This is a genomic window from Micromonospora sp. RB23, from assembly GCF_053585025.1.
Window position 1 is genome coordinate 1,554,782 of the sequence record NZ_CM132111.1, and the last position, 19,053, is coordinate 1,573,834.

General features: G+C 73.3%; 14 protein-coding genes. 13 read left to right on the plus strand and 1 reads right to left on the minus strand.

Annotation, left to right across the window (positions count from 1 at the left end; genetic code table 11):
- Positions 1-3: 3 nt before the first annotated feature.
- The 7 genes from ACTFTM_RS07265 to ACTFTM_RS07295 all read left to right on the plus strand — a co-directional run bounded on the left by ACTFTM_RS07265 (position 4) and on the right by ACTFTM_RS07295 (position 6,496).
- Positions 4-834, plus strand: a complete 831-nt coding sequence (locus ACTFTM_RS07265; RefSeq protein WP_449565068.1) for a DUF4397 domain-containing protein — start codon at positions 4-6, stop codon at positions 832-834.
- Positions 831-1,481, plus strand: a complete 651-nt coding sequence (locus tag ACTFTM_RS07270) for a class F sortase (protein WP_449565069.1) — start codon at positions 831-833, stop codon at positions 1,479-1,481. The genes ACTFTM_RS07265 and ACTFTM_RS07270 overlap by 4 nt, the downstream gene beginning before the upstream one ends.
- A gap of 106 nt (positions 1,482-1,587) precedes the next feature.
- Complete coding sequence (locus tag ACTFTM_RS07275) at positions 1,588-2,763, plus strand: cysteine desulfurase family protein (RefSeq protein WP_449565070.1); 1,176 nt, start codon at positions 1,588-1,590, stop codon at positions 2,761-2,763.
- 163 nt (positions 2,764-2,926) lie between these two features.
- Positions 2,927-4,000: a tRNA 2-thiouridine(34) synthase MnmA gene (mnmA, locus tag ACTFTM_RS07280; protein ID WP_449565071.1), complete on the plus strand. Its 1,074-nt coding sequence runs from the start codon at positions 2,927-2,929 to the stop codon at positions 3,998-4,000.
- Positions 4,001-4,037: 37 nt separating this feature from the next.
- Positions 4,038-5,042, plus strand: coding sequence for a methionine synthase (locus ACTFTM_RS07285; RefSeq protein ID WP_449565072.1), 1,005 nt, complete (start codon positions 4,038-4,040; stop codon positions 5,040-5,042).
- Positions 5,043-5,079: 37 nt separating this feature from the next.
- Positions 5,080-5,451 carry a VOC family protein gene (locus tag ACTFTM_RS07290; protein ID WP_449565073.1) on the plus strand — a complete coding sequence of 124 codons (372 nt, stop codon included), beginning with the start codon at positions 5,080-5,082 and terminating at the stop codon, positions 5,449-5,451.
- A 31-nt stretch (positions 5,452-5,482) separates the two neighbouring features.
- On the plus strand, positions 5,483-6,496 hold the full coding sequence (locus ACTFTM_RS07295; protein WP_449565074.1) for an ADP-ribosylglycohydrolase family protein: 1,014 nt from the start codon (positions 5,483-5,485) through the stop codon (positions 6,494-6,496).
- Positions 6,497-6,620: 124 nt separating this feature from the next.
- On the opposite strand, the gene ACTFTM_RS07300 is transcribed toward ACTFTM_RS07295, so the two are convergent.
- Positions 6,621-7,163, minus strand: coding sequence for a type II toxin-antitoxin system PemK/MazF family toxin (locus ACTFTM_RS07300; RefSeq protein WP_449565075.1), 543 nt, complete (start codon positions 7,161-7,163; stop codon positions 6,621-6,623).
- 845 nt (positions 7,164-8,008) lie between these two features.
- On the opposite strand from ACTFTM_RS07300, the gene ligA reads away from it, so the two are divergent.
- The 6 genes from ligA to ACTFTM_RS07330 all read left to right on the plus strand — a co-directional run bounded on the left by ligA (position 8,009) and on the right by ACTFTM_RS07330 (position 19,033).
- Complete coding sequence (gene ligA / locus ACTFTM_RS07305) at positions 8,009-10,144, plus strand: NAD-dependent DNA ligase LigA (RefSeq protein WP_449565076.1); 2,136 nt, start codon at positions 8,009-8,011, stop codon at positions 10,142-10,144.
- A gap of 153 nt (positions 10,145-10,297) precedes the next feature.
- Positions 10,298-13,072: an EAL domain-containing protein gene (locus tag ACTFTM_RS07310; protein ID WP_449565077.1), complete on the plus strand. Its 2,775-nt coding sequence runs from the start codon at positions 10,298-10,300 to the stop codon at positions 13,070-13,072.
- Positions 13,073-13,195: 123 nt separating this feature from the next.
- Positions 13,196-13,501: an Asp-tRNA(Asn)/Glu-tRNA(Gln) amidotransferase subunit GatC gene (gene gatC, locus ACTFTM_RS07315; RefSeq protein WP_088991147.1), complete on the plus strand. Its 306-nt coding sequence runs from the start codon at positions 13,196-13,198 to the stop codon at positions 13,499-13,501.
- A gap of 76 nt (positions 13,502-13,577) precedes the next feature.
- Positions 13,578-15,053 carry an Asp-tRNA(Asn)/Glu-tRNA(Gln) amidotransferase subunit GatA gene (gatA, locus tag ACTFTM_RS07320; protein WP_449565078.1) on the plus strand — a complete coding sequence of 492 codons (1,476 nt, stop codon included), beginning with the start codon at positions 13,578-13,580 and terminating at the stop codon, positions 15,051-15,053.
- A 13-nt stretch (positions 15,054-15,066) separates the two neighbouring features.
- Positions 15,067-16,566 carry an Asp-tRNA(Asn)/Glu-tRNA(Gln) amidotransferase subunit GatB gene (gene gatB / locus ACTFTM_RS07325; RefSeq protein WP_449565079.1) on the plus strand — a complete coding sequence of 500 codons (1,500 nt, stop codon included), beginning with the start codon at positions 15,067-15,069 and terminating at the stop codon, positions 16,564-16,566.
- A 109-nt stretch (positions 16,567-16,675) separates the two neighbouring features.
- On the plus strand, positions 16,676-19,033 hold the full coding sequence (locus tag ACTFTM_RS07330) for a transketolase-like TK C-terminal-containing protein (protein WP_449565080.1): 2,358 nt from the start codon (positions 16,676-16,678) through the stop codon (positions 19,031-19,033).
- Positions 19,034-19,053 lie beyond the last annotated feature (20 nt).

Genomic DNA, 19,053 nt, shown 5'->3' on the forward strand with positions numbered 1-19,053 from the left:
GACATGCAGCTCTCGTACTTCCGTCGGGTCGCCGCGGGCGGCGCGGTCGCCGCGCTGGCCTTCGCCGGCGTCGGCGCGTTCACCGCCACCCCCGCGTACGCCGCCACGTCGAAGGTCTCCGTGATCCACGGCATCCCGGACACCCCGGTCGACGTCTACGTCAACGGCAAGAAGACGCTCGACAACTTCAAGCCCGGCGACGTCGCCGGACCGCTGAACCTGGCCGAGGGGGAGTACGACATCGCCCTCACCAAGCCCGGCGAGCCGGTCGGCAGCGCGATCCTCAAGGCCGACGACGCCAAGGTGCCGGGCGGGGCGAACATCAGCATCGCCGCTCACCTCGACGCCGCCGGCAAGCCGAAGATCACGCCGTTCGTGAACGACGTCTCCAAGGTCGACGCCGGCAAGGCCCGCCTGATCGTCCGGCACACCGCGGCCGCCCCGGCGGTCGACGTACGGGCCGGCGGCACCCCGGTCTTCAAGGGCCTGACCAACCCGAACGAGGCCAAGGGCGACGTCGACGCCGGCACGGTGAAGGCGGACGTGGTGCTGGCCGGCACCGACACCGTGGCCATCGGCCCGGCGGACCTCAACCTCAAGGAGGGTACCGCGACGATCGTTTACGCCATCGGTTCCGCCGAGGGCAAGAACCTCGACGTGGTGGCCCAGACGATCACCGGCCTGCACTCCGCGCCCGGCGGCGTGCCGAGCGGTGACGGTGGTCTGGCGGGTACCGGCGTGGGCGCCTGGTGGTACGCGCTCACCGGCGCCGGCGTACTCCTGCTGGTCGGTGGTGGGGCGCGGATGGCGACCGCGCGGAACGGCCGCAAGTGACGGTGCGCAACCGCGGCGCGCTGGCGGCCCTGGCCGCCGGCGCTGCCGCGCTCACCGTCGCCACCCTGGTGGCGTGCAACTCGCAGCCGGCCGGGAACGTCGGTACGGAGGAGGCGACCGCGTTGGCCAGCCCCACCCCGACCGCGTCCGTCCCGTCGGTGCCGGTGGCCGGTGGCGACCTGCCCGCCGACGTCCGGACCGTCCCGCCGGTCCGGCTGGTCATCCCGGAGATCGATGTCACCGCCACGGTCAACGCGGTCGGCATCAACGAGCGCACCAACGAGTTCGAGGTGCCGCCGAGCGTCGACGAGATCGGCTGGTACCGCTACGGCCCCGGCCTGGAGGCCGACGCCGGATCGGTGGTCATCGCCGGGCACGTGGACAGCGCCAGACAGGGCAGGGGCGCGTTCTACCGGCTGCGCGAACTGGACCAGGGCGACACCCTCACCGCCACCGGCAGCGACGGCACGGCACGGCGGTACCGGGTCGTCGCCCGGGAGGAGTACGCCAAGACGAAGATCCCGTTGGACCGCTACTTCGCCCGGGACGGCAAGCCACGGCTGACCCTGATCACCTGCGGCGGCCCGTTCGACGCCAAGGCCCGCAAGTACCGCGACAACATCGTCGTCACGGCGGTGCCCGCCTGATCGGGCGCTCGGCGACGTGCCGGAGCGGGGGAATCCCGCCCCGGCACGTCGCACGGAGTCCACTCCGCCCTCCGGTCTCCGGCCGGTCGGCCGTACGCTGAAGGTGATGGCTTACCTGGATCACGCGGCTACCACCCCCATGCTCGACGAGGCACTGGAGGCGTACGTCGCCACCGCCCGCGAGGTCGGCAACGCGTCCTCCCTGCACGCGGCCGGTCGTCGTGCCCGTCGCCGGGTCGAGGAGTCGCGTGAGCGGGTGGCCGCGGTGCTCGGCGCGCGGCCGTCCGAAGTGATCTTCACGGGCGGTGGCACGGAGAGCGACAACCTGGCGGTCAAGGGCATCTTCTGGGCCCGTCGGGACGCCGGCCCCGACCGGCGGCGCGTCATCTCCAGCGCCGTCGAACACCACGCCGTGCTCGACTCGGTCGACTGGCTGGCCGCGCACGAGAACGCCGAGGTCGGCACGCTGCCGGTGGACTCCACCGGCCGGCTGGACCCGGAGCACCTGCGCGCCGAGCTCGGCGCGCACGCCGATCGGGTGGCCCTGGTCACCGCGATGTGGGCCAACAACGAGGTCGGCACCGTGCAGCCGGTGGCCGAGCTGGCCGCCGTCGCCGCCGAGCACGGTGTGCCGTTCCACACCGACGCCATCCAGGCCGTCGGCCAGGTGCCGGTCGACTTCGCCGCCAGCGGGGCCAGCGCGCTGACCGTCACCGGCCACAAGCTGGGCGGCCCGATCGGGGTGGGCGCCCTGCTGCTCGGCCGGGACGTGGCCGCCGTGCCGCTGCTGCACGGCGGCGGCCAGGAACGCGACGTCCGCTCCGGCACGCTGGACACCGCCGGCATCGTCGCCTTCGCGGTCGCCGTCGAGACGGCGGTCAAGGGCCAGCAGGAGTACGCGGCCCGGGTGGCCGCCCTGCGCGACGACCTGATCGAGCGGGTCCGCCGTGCGGTGCCCGAGGTGATTTACAACGGCGACCCGACCGACCGCCTCCCCGGCAACGCGCACTTCTCCTTCCCGGGCTGCGAGGGCGACGCTCTGCTGCTCCTGCTCGACGCCCAGGGCATCGCCTGCTCGACGGGCTCGGCCTGCTCGGCCGGCGTCGCCCAGCCGTCGCACGTGCTGCTGGCGATGGGCGCCGACGACGACCGCGCCCGTTCCTCGCTGCGTTTCACGCTCGGCCACACCAGCACCCAGGCCGAGATCGACGCCCTGGTGGCGGCTCTCCCGGCAGCGGTGGAGAGAGCCCGCCGAGCCGCCGCCCCCCGAACCCCCCGCTAACCCCCCCGGCCCGGTTCCGGCGCGCTCCTTCTTCGTTGATCATGAAGTTATCGCCCCTCGGCCCGGCGTGTCGTGGCGGTAACTTCATGATCAACGGCGTGTGTCGGGGCCGGGTGCCGGGCGGGGGTGGGGGGTCGGGTGGGGTGGTGGATAGGGTTGGCTGGTGAGAGTTCTGGCGGCGATGTCGGGCGGGGTCGACTCGGCAGTGGCGGCGGCCCGGGCGGTGGCGGCCGGGCACGACGTGACAGGCGTACACCTGGCGCTGGCGCGTAACCCGCAGACGTACCGGACCGGGGCGCGGGGCTGCTGCACCCTGGAGGACTCCCGGGACGCCCGCCGGGCCGCCGACGTGATCGGCATCCCGTTCTACGTGTGGGACATGGCGGACCGGTTCCACGAGGACGTCGTGGACGACTTCGTCGCCGAGTACGCCGCCGGTCGTACGCCGAATCCGTGCCTGCGGTGCAACGAGAAGATCAAGTTCGCGGCGGTGCTGGACCGGGCTGTCGCGCTGGGCTTCGACGCGGTGGTCACCGGTCACCACGCCCGGCTCGGCCCGGACGGGCTGCTGCGCCGCAGCGTCGACATCGCCAAGGACCAGTCGTACGTGCTGGCGGTCCTCACCCGCGAGCAGCTCGACCGCTCGATGTTCCCGCTCGGCGACTCGACGAAGGCGCAGGTCCGCGCGGAGGCCGCCGAGCGTGGCCTGGCGGTGGCCGAGAAGCCGGACTCCCACGACATCTGCTTCATCGCCGACGGTGACACCCGCGGCTTCCTCGCCGGCCGGCTCGGTGAGACGCCCGGCGACGTCGTCGACGCGACCACCGGCGCGGTGGTCGGCAGCCACACCGGCGCGTACGCGTACACGGTGGGCCAGCGTCGTGGCCTGCACCTGGACCGGCCCGCCCCCGACGGTCGGCCCCGTTACGTGCTCTCCATCACGCCCAAGACCAACACGGTGACGGTCGGTCCGGCCGAGGCGCTGGAGGTGTCCCAGGTCCGGGCCGTCCGCCCGGTCTGGACCGGCGGCCCCCGTCCGGACGCGCCGGTCGAGTGCGAGGTGCAGCTCCGTGCGCACGGCGACGTGGTGCCGGCGACCGTCGACCTCGACGGCGACTCGTTGCACGCCGAGCTGCGCCGACCGGTTCGCGGCGTCGCCGCCGGTCAGGCCCTGGTGGCGTACCGGCCGGACCCGGCCGGCGACATCGTCCTCGGCTCGGCCACGATCGCCGGCTGACCGCACGACCCGGGTGCTCGCGGGATAGCCTTCGGCCGTGACAGATCAGGCGTGGCCCTGGCCGGCGGGCGCGGCGACCGGCATCGGTTCGCTGCCCGGCACCGACATCGCCGAGGCCCAGCGGGTGGTTCTCGGCGAGCTTCCCGACCTGCCGCACCTGCCCGAGCTACCGGCCCGAGGCCCCGGCGCCGACCTGATCGGCCGCAGCGCCGGGCTGCTGGTCGAGCTGCCCGTCGAGCTGTACACCGGCCGTTGGCGGGTCGCCCCCCGCCCCGGCCGTGACCTGCGCCGGGCCCGCGACCTGATGGAGCGTGACCTGGACCAGCTCACCGAGCAGGCCGAGGGGTACGCCGGTCCGATCAAGGTGCAGGCCGCCGGCCCGTTCACCCTGGCCGCCTCGCTGGAGCTGCCGATCGGAGGCCGCCTGCTGCGCGACCCCGGCGCCGTGCGCGACCTCACCGGCTCCCTCGCCGAGGGCCTGCGCGCGCACGTGGCGGCGGTCGCGCGACGGCTGCCCCAGGCGTCGGTGCTGCTGCAACTGGACGAGCCGTCGCTGCCGACCGTACTGGCCGGCCACGTGCCGACCGAGAGTGGGCTCGGCGCGTACCGGGCGGTGGAGTCGGCCGACGCGGCGGCCCTGCTGCGCACGGTCGTCGACGCCGTGGCCGTACCCACGGTGGTGCACTGCTGCGCCCCGGACGTGCCGTTGGAGCTGATCCGCTCCACCGGGGCCGTCGCGGTCGCCCTCGACCTCGACCTCGTCACCGACCTGGATCCGCTGGGCGAGGCGATCGACGCCGGCCTCGGGCTGTTGGCCGGCGCCGCGCCGACCCGGCCGCCGTCGGCCGGTGGCGCACCGACCTCCGGCCAGATCGCCGATCGGGTACGCCGGATCTGGGACCGCCTCGGCTTCCCCCGCCGGCAGCTCGCCCAGCAGGTGGTCGTCACCCCGGCGTGTGGCCTGGCCGGCGCCACCGAACAGTACGCCCGGGCGGTGCTCGCGGCGTGTCGGGACGCCGGCCGCCGGTTCAGCGAGGAGTGACGTTTTCCTGTCGTACCCCGTGGGCAGGATGACCGTCATGATTGGACAGCTACGTTCAGTGGTGATCGACTGCCCCGATCCGCGGGCGCTGGCCGCGTTCTACTCCGAGCTGCTCGGCATCCCCCTGTTCGAGGACGAGGTCGAGGCCGATGACGAGTGGGTGGTGCTGGGCGGTCCGCCCGGGCACCAGCCCCGGATCGCGTTCCAGCGGGCGCTGAACCTGCGGCCGCCGGCCTGGCCGGACCCGGAGCGCCCACAGCAGTTCCACCTGGATGTGACGGTCGACGACATCGAGACCGCCGAGAAGGCGGCTCTCGCGCTCGGTGCTCGGCGGTTGCCCGGCGAGGGCGACGGTTTCCGCGTCTACGCCGATCCCGCTGGCCACCCGTTCTGCCTCTGCTGGGACTGACGGCGCACGACGGCGGTTGCGGCGGCCGGGCATGATGGCCGCCGTGACCTCCACCGCCGTGTTGCGCGCCTCCGGTTCGCTCTTCGGTCTCGCCTACGGCGACGCGCTGGGCAAGCCCACCGAGTTCCTGACCGTCGCCGAGATCGAACGCCGCTACGGCCCGGCCGGCCCACGTGAGTTGGCCGGCGACCCGGCGCTCGTCACGGACGACACGCAGATGGCGCTGGCGGTGGGCTGGGCGCTGCACGAGGCGTCGACGCTCACGCCGGAGGCGGTGGAGCCGCTGCTGCGACGCCGCTTCATCACCTGGTCGGTCAGCCCGGACAACAACCGCGCCCCCGGGATGACCTGCCTGCGCGCCTGCGCCGACCTGGATCGGGGGCTGCGCTGGCAGGAGGCGACGGTCGCCGGCTCGAAGGGCTGCGGCGCGAACATGCGCGTCACGCCGGTGGGACTGTTGGACGTCGACCTCGACACGATGGCCGGTCTGGCCCAGTTGCAGGCCGGGCTGACCCACGGCCACCCGACCGGTCTGGCCGCCAGCGAACTCACCGCGTACGCGGTCGTCGCCCTGCGCGGTGGCGTCGGTCTGTCCGAGCTGCCCGCGGTACTCACCGAGCGGGCGCGGGTCCAGCGCCGGGTCTACCACCAGGACTGGCTGGGTGATCTGTGGCGGCGCTCGGAGTTCGACACGCCCGAGGAGTTCATCGCCCACGGCTGGGACGAGTGCCTGGCGGCGCTGCGCCGGCTGACGACCGCCCTGCCCGAGCCGGACGACGGCGGCGACCCGTGCCGCGTCACCGGGGAGGGTTGGGTGGCCGAGGAGGCGCTGGCGACCGCGCTGTTCTGCGCCGTACGCCACGCCGACGACCCGGTCGCGGCGCTGGCCCGGGGCGCGACCACCGCCGGCGACTCCGACTCGATCGCCGCCCTGGCCGGCGCCTTCGTGGGCGCGGCGGCGGGCACGGCCGCCTGGCCGCCCGGATGGGCCGAGCGCATCGAGTACGCCGATCAGCTCGCCACCCTCGGCAAGAGCTGGGACTGACCGGCGCGACCTGACTGCGGCGATCGACTCGGCCCTCTGGAAGTCGGGGTGTTGCTGCTGGGAAGACGGGCCGGTTTCCCGGAAGTCGAGTGGATCACGTGGTGGGGTCCGGGGGTGAGAGGCCCTAGCTGGTGGGCAGGTGGCGCAGGCTGCGGACCTTGCGCCACAGGTCGGCGTCGCAGCGGCCGGCGCGGTCGGCGAAGTCGGCCGAGCTGATCCGGACCGGCTCGGTCAGGCTGAGATAGCTGTCATGCTCGGCACTGGGATCCCAGTCCCGGGTGGGAATCCGGACGTGGTCGTCGCGGTCACTCTTGTCCTGACTCGTGATCTTCAGGACGTCGGCGCCCCGCGAATCGGCGCGTAGCACCAGGCAGGGGCGGATCTTCGAGCCGCTGCCGTCGGTGTACGGCACGTCAGCCCACCAGATCTCGCCCGCCGCCGGCGCGTCGGTCGCCCGATCGGTGTGACGGGAGCGGGGCGTCGCGCCCGGCCGATCGGTGCCACGCGGCCTCGGGGGCGCCGGACGACGGCCACCCGCGCGGGTGGCGTCCCGACCGGGTCGGTTGGTAGAGCGTCGCGTGGCCGCCCGGTGCCGCCAACTGTTCCACGCCCAACCGGCGGCCACCGCGAGCAGGATCGCCACCGCCCAGAGCAGCGTCTCGTTCATCGCCACCTCCGCGCCCACGCGGCACGCCGGCCGCTTCGTGCGGCGATCCTCGCACGTCACCGCCCCTCCCGCCCGCCGACGACACCGCCACCCGTGCCGCAGAGGACCCCGCGGTCCGGAGCGATTCGGACCTCCCCGGTCCAGCCATCCCGCACCCGCGCCGGCCGGGCCGCACCCGCGCCGGCCGTCCCGCACCCGCGCCGGCCGTCCCGCACCCGCGCCGGCCGTCCCGCACCCGCGCCGGCCGTCCCGCACCCGCGCCGGCCGTCCCGCACCCGCGCCGGCCGTCCCGCACCCGCGCCGGCCGGGCCGCACCCGCGCCGGCCGGGCCGCACCCGCGCCGGCCGGGCCGCACCCGCGGCGATCTTGCACTTTCTGCTGCGACATCTCGGGCATCCCGCCCCTATCCACGACCGAAACTGCAAGATCGCCGGGAGTCCGGCGACGGGCCCGCCTCGGCCTCCCGAGGACACCGCCGTCGGGGTCCCTGCGGGGCTGGCCTTCACCGCGCTGGCGGGTGCCGCCGGGCTCGGGCACGATCTCGCCGGGCGCGCGGCGGGTGGGGTGCCTTGATCGACTCCAGGTCGGTGATCTGGGGGCGTCCGGGCGCTGGGGCGGCCCGACGTTGGCGATGTGGGGGCATCCGGGGGCTGGGATACCCCGACATCGGTGATGTGGAGTCGATCAAGGCCGGCGGGTTCGGTGGCGACGCGCAACGGGGCCCGGGGCGAGAGCGCGTGGGGCATCACCTGTGGCGCGGGTGGGCGGCGGATTGTCGGCCCGGACCGATACCGTGCCTTAGTAGCGTGATCAGGGAGGTCGCAGGCGTGTCCGAAGGTGGCGGGGTGTCCGAGGAGCAGATCGGTCAGCAGGTCAGCCCGGCTCAGGAGGCGGCGGCCGGCGCGGAGCCGACGCCGCAGGCGCGGGAGCGCCACGCCACGCTGAGCGGTGAGCTGACCGAGCATCAGTACCGCTACTACGTGTTGGATTCGCCGATCATCACCGACGCCGAGTTCGACAGGCAGTTGCGCGAGCTGGAGGCGTTGGAGCAGGAGTTTCCCGCGCTGCGTACGCCGGATTCGCCGACCCAACGGGTGGGCGGCACGTTCTCCACCGACTTCACCCCGGTCACGCACGCCGAGCGCATGCTCTCGCTCGACAACGCCTTCGCCGACGAGGAGTTGGCGGCCTGGGCCGAGCGGGTCGAACGGGACGCCGGCGGGCCGGTGCCCTACCTCTGCGAGTTGAAGGTCGACGGGCTGGCGATCAACCTGACCTACGAAGCCGGTCGGCTGGTCCGGGCGGCCACCCGGGGTGATGGTCGTACCGGCGAGGACGTCACCGCCAACGTGCGCAGCATCCGGGACGTGCCCGGCCAGCTCACGCCGTCCGCCGAGTTCCCCACGATCCCCGAGCTGCTGGAGGTCCGGGGCGAGATCTACTTCCCGGTCGCCGCGTTCGCCGACCTCAACGCGGGCCTGGTCGAGCAGGGCCGCGCGCCGTTCGCCAACCCGCGCAACGCCGCCGCCGGCAGTCTGCGGCAGAAGGACCCGCGGGTCACCGCCTCCCGACCGCTGCGTCTCGTGGTGCACGGCATCGGCGCCCGCCGAGGTTTCCGGCCCACCGCGCAGTCCGAGTCGTACGCGGCGCTGAAGGCGTGGGGGCTGCCGACAAGTGACCGGTGGCGGGTCGTTCCGGATCTGTCCGGCGTCGCGGAATACATCGCCTACTACGCCGAGCACCGACACGACGTCGAGCATGAGATCGACGGTGTGGTGGTCAAGGTCGACCCGGTCTCCATCCAGGGCCGTCTCGGCTCGACAAGTCGTGCGCCGCGCTGGGCGATCGCTTTCAAGTACCCGCCGGAAGAGGTCACCACGAAGCTTCTCGACATCGACGTCAACGTGGGGCGTACCGGCCGGGTCACCCCGTTCGCCGTGCTCGAGCCGGTGCGGGTGGCCGGCTCCACCGTCGCGCTCGCCACCCTGCACAACGCTCGCGAGGTGGAGCGCAAGGGCGTGCTGATCGGCGACACGGTGGTGTTGCGCAAGGCCGGCGACGTGATCCCCGAGGTGCTCGGCCCGGTGGTCGACCTGCGGCCCGCCGACGCCCGCCCGTTCGTCATGCCGGCGAGCTGTCCGTCCTGCGGCACGCCGCTCGCGCCGTCCAAGGAGGGCGACGTCGACATCCGGTGCCCCAACACCCGCAGCTGCCCGGCCCAGCTCCGCGAGCGGGTGTTCCACCTCGCCGGCCGTGGCGCGTTCGACATCGAGGTGCTCGGCTACAAGGGCGCGGCGGCGCTGCTGGACGCGGAGATCATCCACGACGAGGGTGACCTCTTCCAGCTCGACGCCGACCAACTGTCCCGGTCGCCGTTCTTCGTCAACAAGGACGGCAGCCTCGGCACCAACGCGGTCAAGCTGCTCGACAACCTGGCCGTCGCCCGGGAACGTGACCTGTGGCGGGTGCTGGTGGCGCTCTCCATCCGGCACGTCGGTCCCACGGCCGCCCAGGCGCTGGCCCGGCATTTCCGTTCCATGGAGGCCATCGACGCGGCCAGCGAGGAGGAGCTGTCCTCGGTCGACGGCGTCGGGCCGACCATCGCGGCCAGCATCCGCGAGTGGTTCGCCGTGGACTGGCACCGCGAGGTGGTCCGCAAGTGGGCCGACGCGGGAGTACGGATGGCCGAGGAGGCGGTCGACGAGGGCCCGCGTCCGCTGGAGGGGTTGACCGTCGTGGTGACCGGCACCCTCGCCGGCTTCTCCCGGGACCAGGCCGCCGAGGCCGTGCAGAGCCGGGGCGGCAAGGTCAGCGGCTCGGTCTCCAAGAAGACTAGCTTCGTCGTCGTGGGGGACAACCCGGGTTCCAAGGCCGACAAGGCGGCCAGCCTCAAGGTTCCGGTGCTGGACGAGGACGGGTTCCGGCTGCTGCTGGACGCGGGTCCGGACGCCGCGCGGGAGGTCGCCCGCGTCGAGGGCTGACGCCGCCACGTCGCCGAGGTGGCCGCCGCGTATACCAACTTAATTACGACTACTACCGATTCGTGACTGTCATACCGGGAAACCCGGGCCCGAGGGCGTTTCATTGGGTCACGACGTGCTGACCGACACGTCGACCGTTTCTCGGGAGGTGTGATGGAGGTCGCCGACCCGCGCAACTCCCTCCCACCTGGGCGGGTGGGGCCGTTCGCCACCTTCGTCGTCGGCATCCTGGTGGTGGCGGCGCTGGCCGCGGCCGCTCCACTCACGACGCTCCCCGGGGAGCTGTCCCGACTGCCGGTGGCGTTCTGGACGATGGCCGCGCTGGCGGTGATCTGCGACGCGCGCCCGTTCGTTCCGCCCGGGCGACGGCAGACCTCGGCGGTCTTTCCGTCCACCTGCTTCACCTTCGCGATCCTGCTCGGTTGGGGGCTCGGCCCGGCGGTGGCGGTGCAGGCCCTCGGGGTGATCGTCTCCGGCTGGCGGATGGGCAACGCCGCCTGGCGGACGGCATTCAACGTCGGCCAGTACGCCTGCGCGCTCGCTGCCGCGTACGGGGTCATCCAGCTCGGGCCGGGCACCATCTTCTCCGGGGGACGCCTGCACTGGCCCGGCGTGGTCGCCGTCGGCGGCGCGACCCTCGCCTGGTTCGTCGTGAACTACGGGCTGGTGAGCTGGGCGGTACGACTGCGCTTCGGTGGTCGCTGGTGGCCCACCGTCCGCCAGGGCGTCGGGTTCGAGCTGCTCTCCACCGGCTCGCTGCTGCTGCTCGCGCCGGTGCTCGTCGCCGCCGCCCGGCTCAGTGCGGCGCTGATCCCGCTGGTGCTGGTGCCCCTGTTCGCCGTGTACCGGATGGCCCGTTTGACGGTCGAACAGCAGCACCTCGCCGCCGCCGATCCGCTGACCGGTCTACCCAACCGCAAGGCGTTGCTCGCCGAGGTCGCGGAGCAGGTCCACCTGCATTCCGAGCGGACCGCCCGGGGCGAGCCCGACGGGCACCTGGCGCTGCTGCTCATCGACCTGGACCGCTTCAAGAATGTCAACGACGCGCTCGGGCACGCGGTGGGCGACCGACTGCTGGTCGAGGTCAGTGCCCGACTCGCGGACGTGGAGCCCCGGCCGCAGATGATCGCCCGGCTGGGTGGGGACGAGTTCGCCATCGTGATGACCGGGCTGTCCGACGTGAGCCAGGCGCGTGAGCTGGCCGACCGGGTGGTCGCCGCGTTGGCCGAGCCGGTGCCGCTGGACGGGTTGCCGCTCGACGTCGGCGGCTCGATCGGGATCGCCCTCTTCCCGGAGCACGGCGAGGACTTCGCCACCCTGATGCGGCATGCCGACGTGGCGATGTACGACGCCAAGCACCGCAACGACACGGTCGCCGTGTACGCCCCGGAGTCCGACCACAACTCGGCCGAGCGGCTCGGGCTCCTCGCCGACCTCCGCCGGGTGCTCGAAAGTGGCCCATCCGCCGACGACGCAATCGACGCGAGCCACGCGAGCCACGCGAGCCGCGCAATCGACGCGAGCCACGCGAGCCACGCGGTCGACGCGAGCCACGCGGTCAAGGCGGGCGACGCCGTCGAGACGGGCCATGCCGTCGAGACGGGGCATGCCGCCGAGCAGGGCCACGGCGTCGGGGCAGGTCACGCCGCTGAGACCGGCCACGCCGCCGAAGCCGAGCAGGCCGTACGAGCAGGGGATGCCACGCGGGCCCGGCACGCCGAGCGGGGTGGGTCGGAGCGGACGGCAGACGTACCCCTCGCGGTGGAGGCCGAGGTGCGCGGCGGTGACGGCGCCGCGCTGCCGGCCGGGGCCGCGCCGGTGATCGCCGCGCCGCCGGTGACCGGCGGACGGTGGTGGGGTCGCCGCCGGCGTGCCGGCGACGAGGCGGCGCACGCCGACGAGTTGATCAACCGGATCGCCACCGCGGCCGATCCGATCCGGGGCCGCAACAGCCGCGCGACGATTCCCGGCACCCGACCCGGTCCGGGCCGGGACCGGCGTGCCGGCGGTCACGGGCGGCGGTCGCCGAACGGCGGCGCGCTGCCGCCGGCGGGGGACCGCCGTCCCGGGCACGACGGCGGGTCCGCCGCCGAGGGCCGGATGATCGAGCCGAGCGCGTGGGTACGCGACGGCGAGCCGGTCGACGACGCCGGCGAGATCACCATGTACTACCAACCGCAGATCGCCATCGCGACGGGGGAGGTGGTCGGCGTCGAGGCACTGCTGCGCTGGCGGCATCCCCGCCGGGGCATGGTCGACCCGGAGGAGCTGATCCGGGTCGCCGAGCAGAGCGCGGTGATGCGGCTGCTCACCCGTCGGGTCGTGGACGACGTGGTGGAGCAGCTCGCCAAGTGGTCGGCGGCCGGCATCGGGTTGCGTGCGGCGCTCAACGTCAGCGTGCGTGACCTGCACACCGGCGAGATCGCCGACCAGATCGCCGACCGGCTGGCCCGGTACGGGGTGCCGGCCGAGCGGCTGCAACTGGAGATCACCGAGGGCGCCCTGATGGCCGATCCGCGCCGGGTGCTGGCGACGATCACCCGGTTGCACCAGATCGGGGTGGCCATCGCGCTTGACGACTTCGGCACCGGCTACTCGTCGTTGCAGCACCTGCGCCGGCTGCCGTTGTCCGAGGTGAAGGTGGACCGGTCGTTCGTGCTGGGGATGGCCGAGGACGCCGACGACGCGGCGATCGTCCGCTCGACGATCGAGCTGGCGGGCGCGTTGGGTCTGCGGGTGGTCGCCGAGGGCGTGGAGGACGAGCGGACCTGGCGGATGCTGTACGCGGCCGGCTGCGACGCGGCCCAGGGTTGGTTCTACGCCCGTCCGATGCCCGCCGAGGAGCTGGTCACCTGGCTGGCCCGGTACCGGCCGGTGCGCCCCAGCGGCGGCCCGGACCCGGACGCCGGTCGCCGGTTGACGCGCTGACCCACCCGAGCAGCCGGCGCGGGGCGCGGAACAATAGACTCGCTCCGGTCACCGCGCGTCACGCTGCACCCGCCGCGCGGCCGGCACACCGCCCGACCAGCAGGACATCAGAAGGGGGCACGGATGGCCGCCATCTCCCGCGAGGAGGTCGCGCACCTGGCGCGCCTGTCGCGGCTCGCCGTCACCGAGGAGGAGCTGGACACGTTCGCCGGCCAGCTCGACGTGATCCTCCAGGCGGTCGCCCAGGTCGGCGAGGTCGCCGCCGCGGACATCCCGCCGACCTCGCACTCGGTGCCGCTGACCAACGTCTTCCGCGAGGACGTCGTCACGCCGTGCCTGACCCCGCAGGAGGCGCTGTCGGGCGCGCCGGACGCCGAGGACCAGCGGTTCCGCGTACCCCGGATTCTGAGCGAGGACGTTGCGTCATGAGCGGGCGCCAGCGAGCGAATCAACAGTGCAGCGCTGTGGTGCCTCATGGCGTCGCGGAGCGAAGCGGAGTGACGGCATGAGTGATTTGACCAGAATGACCGCGACGGAGATCGCCGCCCTGGTCGCCGGCGGGGAGACCTCCGCCGTCGAGGTGACCCAGGCGCACCTGGACCGGATCGCCGCGGTCGATGACCGGGTGCACGCGTTCCTGCACGTGGACACCGACGGCGCGCTCGCCGCGGCCCGTGCCGTGGACGAGCGCCGGGCCGCCGGCGAGGAGTTGGGCCCGCTCGCGGGCGTGCCGGTCGCCGTGAAGGACGTGCTCGCCACCCGTGGCGTGCCGACCACCGTCGGCTCGAAGATCCTCGAAGGCTGGCGCCCCCCGTACGACGCGACGATCGTGCAGCGGTTGCGCGCCGCCGGCACGGTGATGCTGGGCAAGACGAACATGGACGAGTTCGCGATGGGCTCCTCCACCGAGTACTCGGCGTACGGCCCGACGCACAACCCGTGGGACCTGAGCCGCATCCCGGGTGGCTCGGGTGGCGGCAGCGCCGCCGCGCTGGCCGCGTACGAGGCGCCGCTGGCGATCGGGTCGGACACCGGTGGCTCGATCCGCCAGCCCGGCGCGGTCACCGGCACCGTCGGGGCGAAGCCCACCTACGGCGGCACCTCCCGGTACGGCCTGGTGGCGTTCTCCTCGTCGCTGGACACCCCCGGCCCGTGCGCCCGCAACGTGCTCGACGCGGCCCTGCTGCACCAGGTGATCGGCGGGCACGACCCGATGGACTCGACGTCGATCCCGCAGCCCGTGCCGGACGTGGTGGCGGCGGCGAAGCTCGGCGCGACCGGCGACCTGACCGGCGTGCGGCTCGGCATCGTCAGTGAGTTCGTCGGCGAGGGCGCCGAGCCGGGTGTGATGACGGCGTTCCGCGAGTCGGTCGACGCGCTGACCAAGATGGGCGCCGAGGTCGTGGAGGTCTCCTGCCCGACGTTCGCGTACGCGCTGCCGGCGTACTACCTGATCGCGCCGAGCGAGTGCTCCTCGAACCTGGCCCGGTTCGACGGCGTCCGGTTCGGCCTGCGGGTCGGCGACGACGGCAACCGGTCGCTGGAGGAGGTCATGTCGCTGACCCGCGAGGCCGGCTTCGGCCCCGAGGTGAAGCGCCGCATCATGGTCGGCACGTACGCGCTGTCGTCGGGCTACTACGACGCGTACTACGGGCAGGCGCAGAAGGTCCGTACGCTGATCACGCGGGACTTCACGGCCGCGTTCGAGCGGGTCGACGCGCTGATCTCGCCGACCACCCCGTTCACGGCCTTCCCGATCGGCGCGCGCACCGCCGACCCGTACCAGATGTACCTGGCCGACCTGTTCACCATCCCGACCAACCTGTACGGCGGTCCGGGCATCTCGGTGCCCTGCGGCCTGTCCGAGGGGCTGCCCGTGGGCCTTCAGGTGATGGCCCCGACGATGGCCGACGACCGGATGTACCGGGTCGCGGCCGCGCTGGAGTCCGCGGTCGGCACGTTCACCCCACCGGCACTGTGAGGCAGGAGCCCAGATGACGACGACGCTTCCCGCGTACGACGAGGTCGTCGCGCGCTACGAACCGGTGATCGGCCTGGAGACCCACGTCGAGTTGGGCACGAACACCAAGATGTGGTGCGGCTGCCCGACCGACTTCGGTGGCGAGCCGAACACCCGGGTCTGCCCGGTGTGCCTGGGCCTGCCCGGGTCGCTGCCGGTGGCCAACAAGGCCGCCATCGAGGCGATCATCCGGATCGGTCTGGCGTTGAACTGCTCGATCGCCGAGTGGTGCCGGTTCGCCCGCAAGAACTACTTCTACCCGGACATGCCGAAGAACTTCCAGATCAGCCAGTACGACGAGCCGATCTGCGTCGACGGTTACCTGGACGTCGAGGTGAACGGCGAGACGGTCCGGATCGAGATCGAGCGGGTGCACCTGGAGGAGGACACCGGCAAGACGCTGCACGTCGGCGGCGCCACCGGGCGGATCCACGGCGCGACCGAGTCGCTCGTCGACTACAACCGGGCCGGCATCCCGCTGGTCGAGATCGTTACCAAGCCCGTGGTGGGCACCGGGGCGCTCGCCCCCGACGTGGCCAGGGCGTACGTCGCCGAGCTGCGCGACGTGATCCGTACCCTCGGCGTCTCGGACGTGCGGATGGAGGAGGGTTCGCTGCGCTGCGACGTGAACACCTCGCTCAACCTGCCGGGGCAGGAGTGGGGCACGCGTACCGAGACGAAGAACGTCAACTCGCTGCGGTCGGTGGAGCGGGCGGTCCGTTCGGAGATGCTGCGGCAGGCGGCGGTGCTCGACGCGGGCGGCCGGATCACCCAGGAGACCCGGCACTTCCACGAGGACACCGGCGACACCACGCCGGGCCGCTCGAAGGAGACCGCGACCGACTACCGGTACTTCCCGGAGCCGGACCTCGTGCCGGTCGCCCCGGACCCGGCCTGGGTCGCCGAGCTGAAGGCCGCCCTGCCGGAGCTGCCCCGGGTGCACCGGCGTCGGCTCCAGCAGCAGTGGGGCCTGTCCGACCTGGACATGCAGTCGGTGCTCAACGCCGGAGCGGTCGAGCTGATCGAGGCCACCGTGGCCGCCGGCACCACCCCGGCGGCGGCCCGCAAGTGGTGGCTGGGCGAGCTGTCCCGGCGGGCCAACGAGAGCGGCGTGGAACTGGCCGACGTCGGCGCCACCCCCGCGCAGGTCGCCGAGTTGCAGGGCCTGGTCGACGCGGGCAAGCTCAACGACAAGATGGCCCGTACGGTGCTGGAGGGCGTGGTCGACGGTGAGGGCTCGCCCACCGAGATCATGACCAGCCGTGGCCTGGAGGTCGTCTCGGACACCGGCGCGCTCACCGCCGCCGTGGACGAGGCCATCGCCGCCAACCCGGGCATCGCCGACAAGATCCGTAGCGGCAAGGTGGCGGCAGCCGGCGCCCTGGTCGGCGCGGTGATGAAGTCGACCCGTGGTCAGGCCGACGCCGCAGCGGTCCGCACGCTGATCCTGGAGCGCCTGGGCGTCCAGGGCTGAGACCCCACCCGGAACAGGCCGCCGCCGCGACCCGGCGGCGGCCTTCTCCTCACCCCTGTCGACACGCGGCCACCCCGCGTCCCGGCGTCGACGCCCGAATGGAGCCACCGTGACCCAGCACGACCTTGCCGTCCTCGACGAGATCCAGCGGCGGGTGCTCTGGCTCGCCACCCGGATCGTGGACGCCGCCAACCACGACCGGGCCACCGGCGACGGCGTGAAGGTCGGCGGTCACCAGGCGTCCAGCGCCTCGCTCGTCACGGCGATGACCGCGCTGTGGTTCGCCCACCTGGACGCCGAGGACCGCGTCGCCGTCAAGCCGCACGCCTCCCCGGTGTTCCACGCCATCCAGTACCTGCTGGGCAACCTGGACCGCTCCTACCTGCCCCGCCTGCGGGAGCGGGGTGGCCTCCAGTCGTACCCGTCGCGCACCAAGGACCCCGACGAGGTGGACTTCTCCACCGGCTCGGTCGGTCTGGGCGCGGCGGCGCCGCTCTTCGCCGCCGCCACCCGTCGGTACGTCGACGCCCACTTCGGGGCCCGCCCGCACTCCCGGTTCGTGGCGCTGATCGGCGACGCCGAGCTGGACGAGGGCAACATCTGGGAGGCGGTGGCCGACCCCGCCACCACCGGCCTGGGCAACGTGATGTGGCTCGTCGACTTCAACCGGCAGTCGCTGGACCGGGTGGTGCCCGGCATCCGGATCAACCAGTGGCGCGGCCAGTTCGAGGCGGCCGGCTGGCACGTTGTGGAGGTCAAGTACGGCCGCAAGCTCGCCGAGGCGTACGCCCGGCCCGGTGGCGAGGCGCTGCGCGACTGGATCGACGCGATGCCCAACGAGCAGTACCAGTCGCTGTTCGGGCTGGCCGGCGACGCGTTGCGCAAGCAGTTCCTGGACGGCGCGCCGGCCCGCATCGCCGAGCTGATCGAGGGCATCACCGACGAGGACCTCGGCCCGCTCGTCACCGACCTGGGCGGGCACGACCTGTCCGCGATGCTCGACGCCTACGCCCAGTGCGACGCGGTCACCGACCGGCCCAGCGTCGTCTTCGCGTACACCGTCAAGGGTTGGGGGTTGCCCATCGCCGGCAATCCGCGCAACCATTCCGCGCTGCTCAGCACCGAGCAGGTCGACGCGCTGCGCGCCGCGCACGGGTTGACCGCCGAGACCGAGTGGGACCGCCTCGACCCGGCGTCGGAGGCCGGCATCCGGGCCGGCGCCCGCCGTGAGTCGCTGTCCCGCGCGCCGCGCGAGCGCGCGCTGGGGGTCACCGTTCCGGAGAGCACGGGAGTACGCGCCAACAAGCCCATCTCCACGCAGGAGGTGTTCGGTCGGGTGCTCGTCGACCTGGCGCGGGACCGGGAGGTCGGCCGTTACCTGGTCACCACCGCCCCGGACGTGGCCACCTCGACCAACCTCGCCGGGTTCATCAACAAGACCGGGGTGTTCGCACCCACCGAGCAGCGTTCCTGGACCGAGGACCGGATGCTGCGCTGGACCGAGAGCCCGACCGGGCAGCACATCGAGCTGGGCATCTCGGAGATGAACCTGTTCCTGCTGCTCGGTCAGCTCGGCCTCTCCTGGGACCTCTCCGGGCAGCCGCTGCTGCCGGTCGGCACGGTCTACGACCCGTTCGTGCTGCGGGGCCTGGACGCGTTCCTGTACGGCACGTACTCCGGCTCGCGGTTCGTGGTGGCCGGCACCCCGTCCGGCATCACCCTGGCCCCCGAGGGCGGCGCGCACCAGTCCACGATCACCGCCTCGGTGGGCTTGGAGCTGCCCGGCGTGACGTTCGTCGAGCCGGCGTACGCGGGCAGTCTCGACTGGCTGCTCTGCGACGCGCTGGGTCAGATCGCCGGCGGATCCAGGCCCGCCGCGACGGCCGCTCCCGCCGAGGACGGCGCGTACTACTTCCGGCTCAGCACCCGTCCGCTGGACCAGGCGCCGTTCGAGGCGGCGCGGGCCCGACTCGGCGACGCGGTGCTGCGCCGGCAGGTGGTCGCCGGGGCGTACCGGCTCGTCGACGCGCACCAGGCGTACCCGCACCTGGCCGACGCGCCGGTGGTGCAGCTCGCCGCCTCCGGCGCCGTGTTGCCGGAGGTGCTGGCCGCCGCCGCGGAGCTGGCCGAGGAGGGCATCGCCGCGCACGTGGTGGATGTGACCAGCCTGGACCGGCTCTACCGGGCCTGGCAGCGCACCCTGCGTCAGGGCGTCCGCACGGCCACCGTGCCCAGCGTGCCCGGCGCGCTGCGGTCCGCGTTCGCCGACCGGGTGCCCGTGGTGACCGTGCACGACGCGGCGTCGCACGCGATGGCGTGGCTCGGTTCGGCGCTCGGCGCTCCGGCGGTGCCGCTCGGGGTGGACGAGTTCGGCCAGTCCGGCAGCGTCGCCGACCTGTACGAGCTGCACGACCTGCTGCCCGGCAGCATCGTCAACGCCGCCCTGGCCGCCGTCGCCCTGCGCTGACCCGCTACGCCCCGGCCCGC

Coding starts and splice junctions, on each gene's coding strand:
- ACTFTM_RS07265 (WP_449565068.1), top strand. CDS start 4: ATGCAGCTCTCGTACTTCCGTCGGGTCGCCGCGGGCGGCGCGGTCGCC.
- ACTFTM_RS07275 (WP_449565070.1), top strand. CDS start 1,588: ATGGCTTACCTGGATCACGCGGCTACCACCCCCATGCTCGACGAGGCA.
- ACTFTM_RS07290 (WP_449565073.1), top strand. CDS start 5,080: ATGATTGGACAGCTACGTTCAGTGGTGATCGACTGCCCCGATCCGCGG.
- ACTFTM_RS07295 (WP_449565074.1), top strand. CDS start 5,483: ATGATGGCCGCCGTGACCTCCACCGCCGTGTTGCGCGCCTCCGGTTCG.
- ACTFTM_RS07300 (WP_449565075.1), bottom strand. CDS start 7,163: ATGAACGAGACGCTGCTCTGGGCGGTGGCGATCCTGCTCGCGGTGGCC.
- ACTFTM_RS07310 (WP_449565077.1), top strand. CDS start 10,298: ATGGAGGTCGCCGACCCGCGCAACTCCCTCCCACCTGGGCGGGTGGGG.
- gatC (WP_088991147.1), top strand. CDS start 13,196: ATGGCCGCCATCTCCCGCGAGGAGGTCGCGCACCTGGCGCGCCTGTCG.
- gatA (WP_449565078.1), top strand. CDS start 13,578: ATGAGTGATTTGACCAGAATGACCGCGACGGAGATCGCCGCCCTGGTC.
- gatB (WP_449565079.1), top strand. CDS start 15,067: ATGACGACGACGCTTCCCGCGTACGACGAGGTCGTCGCGCGCTACGAA.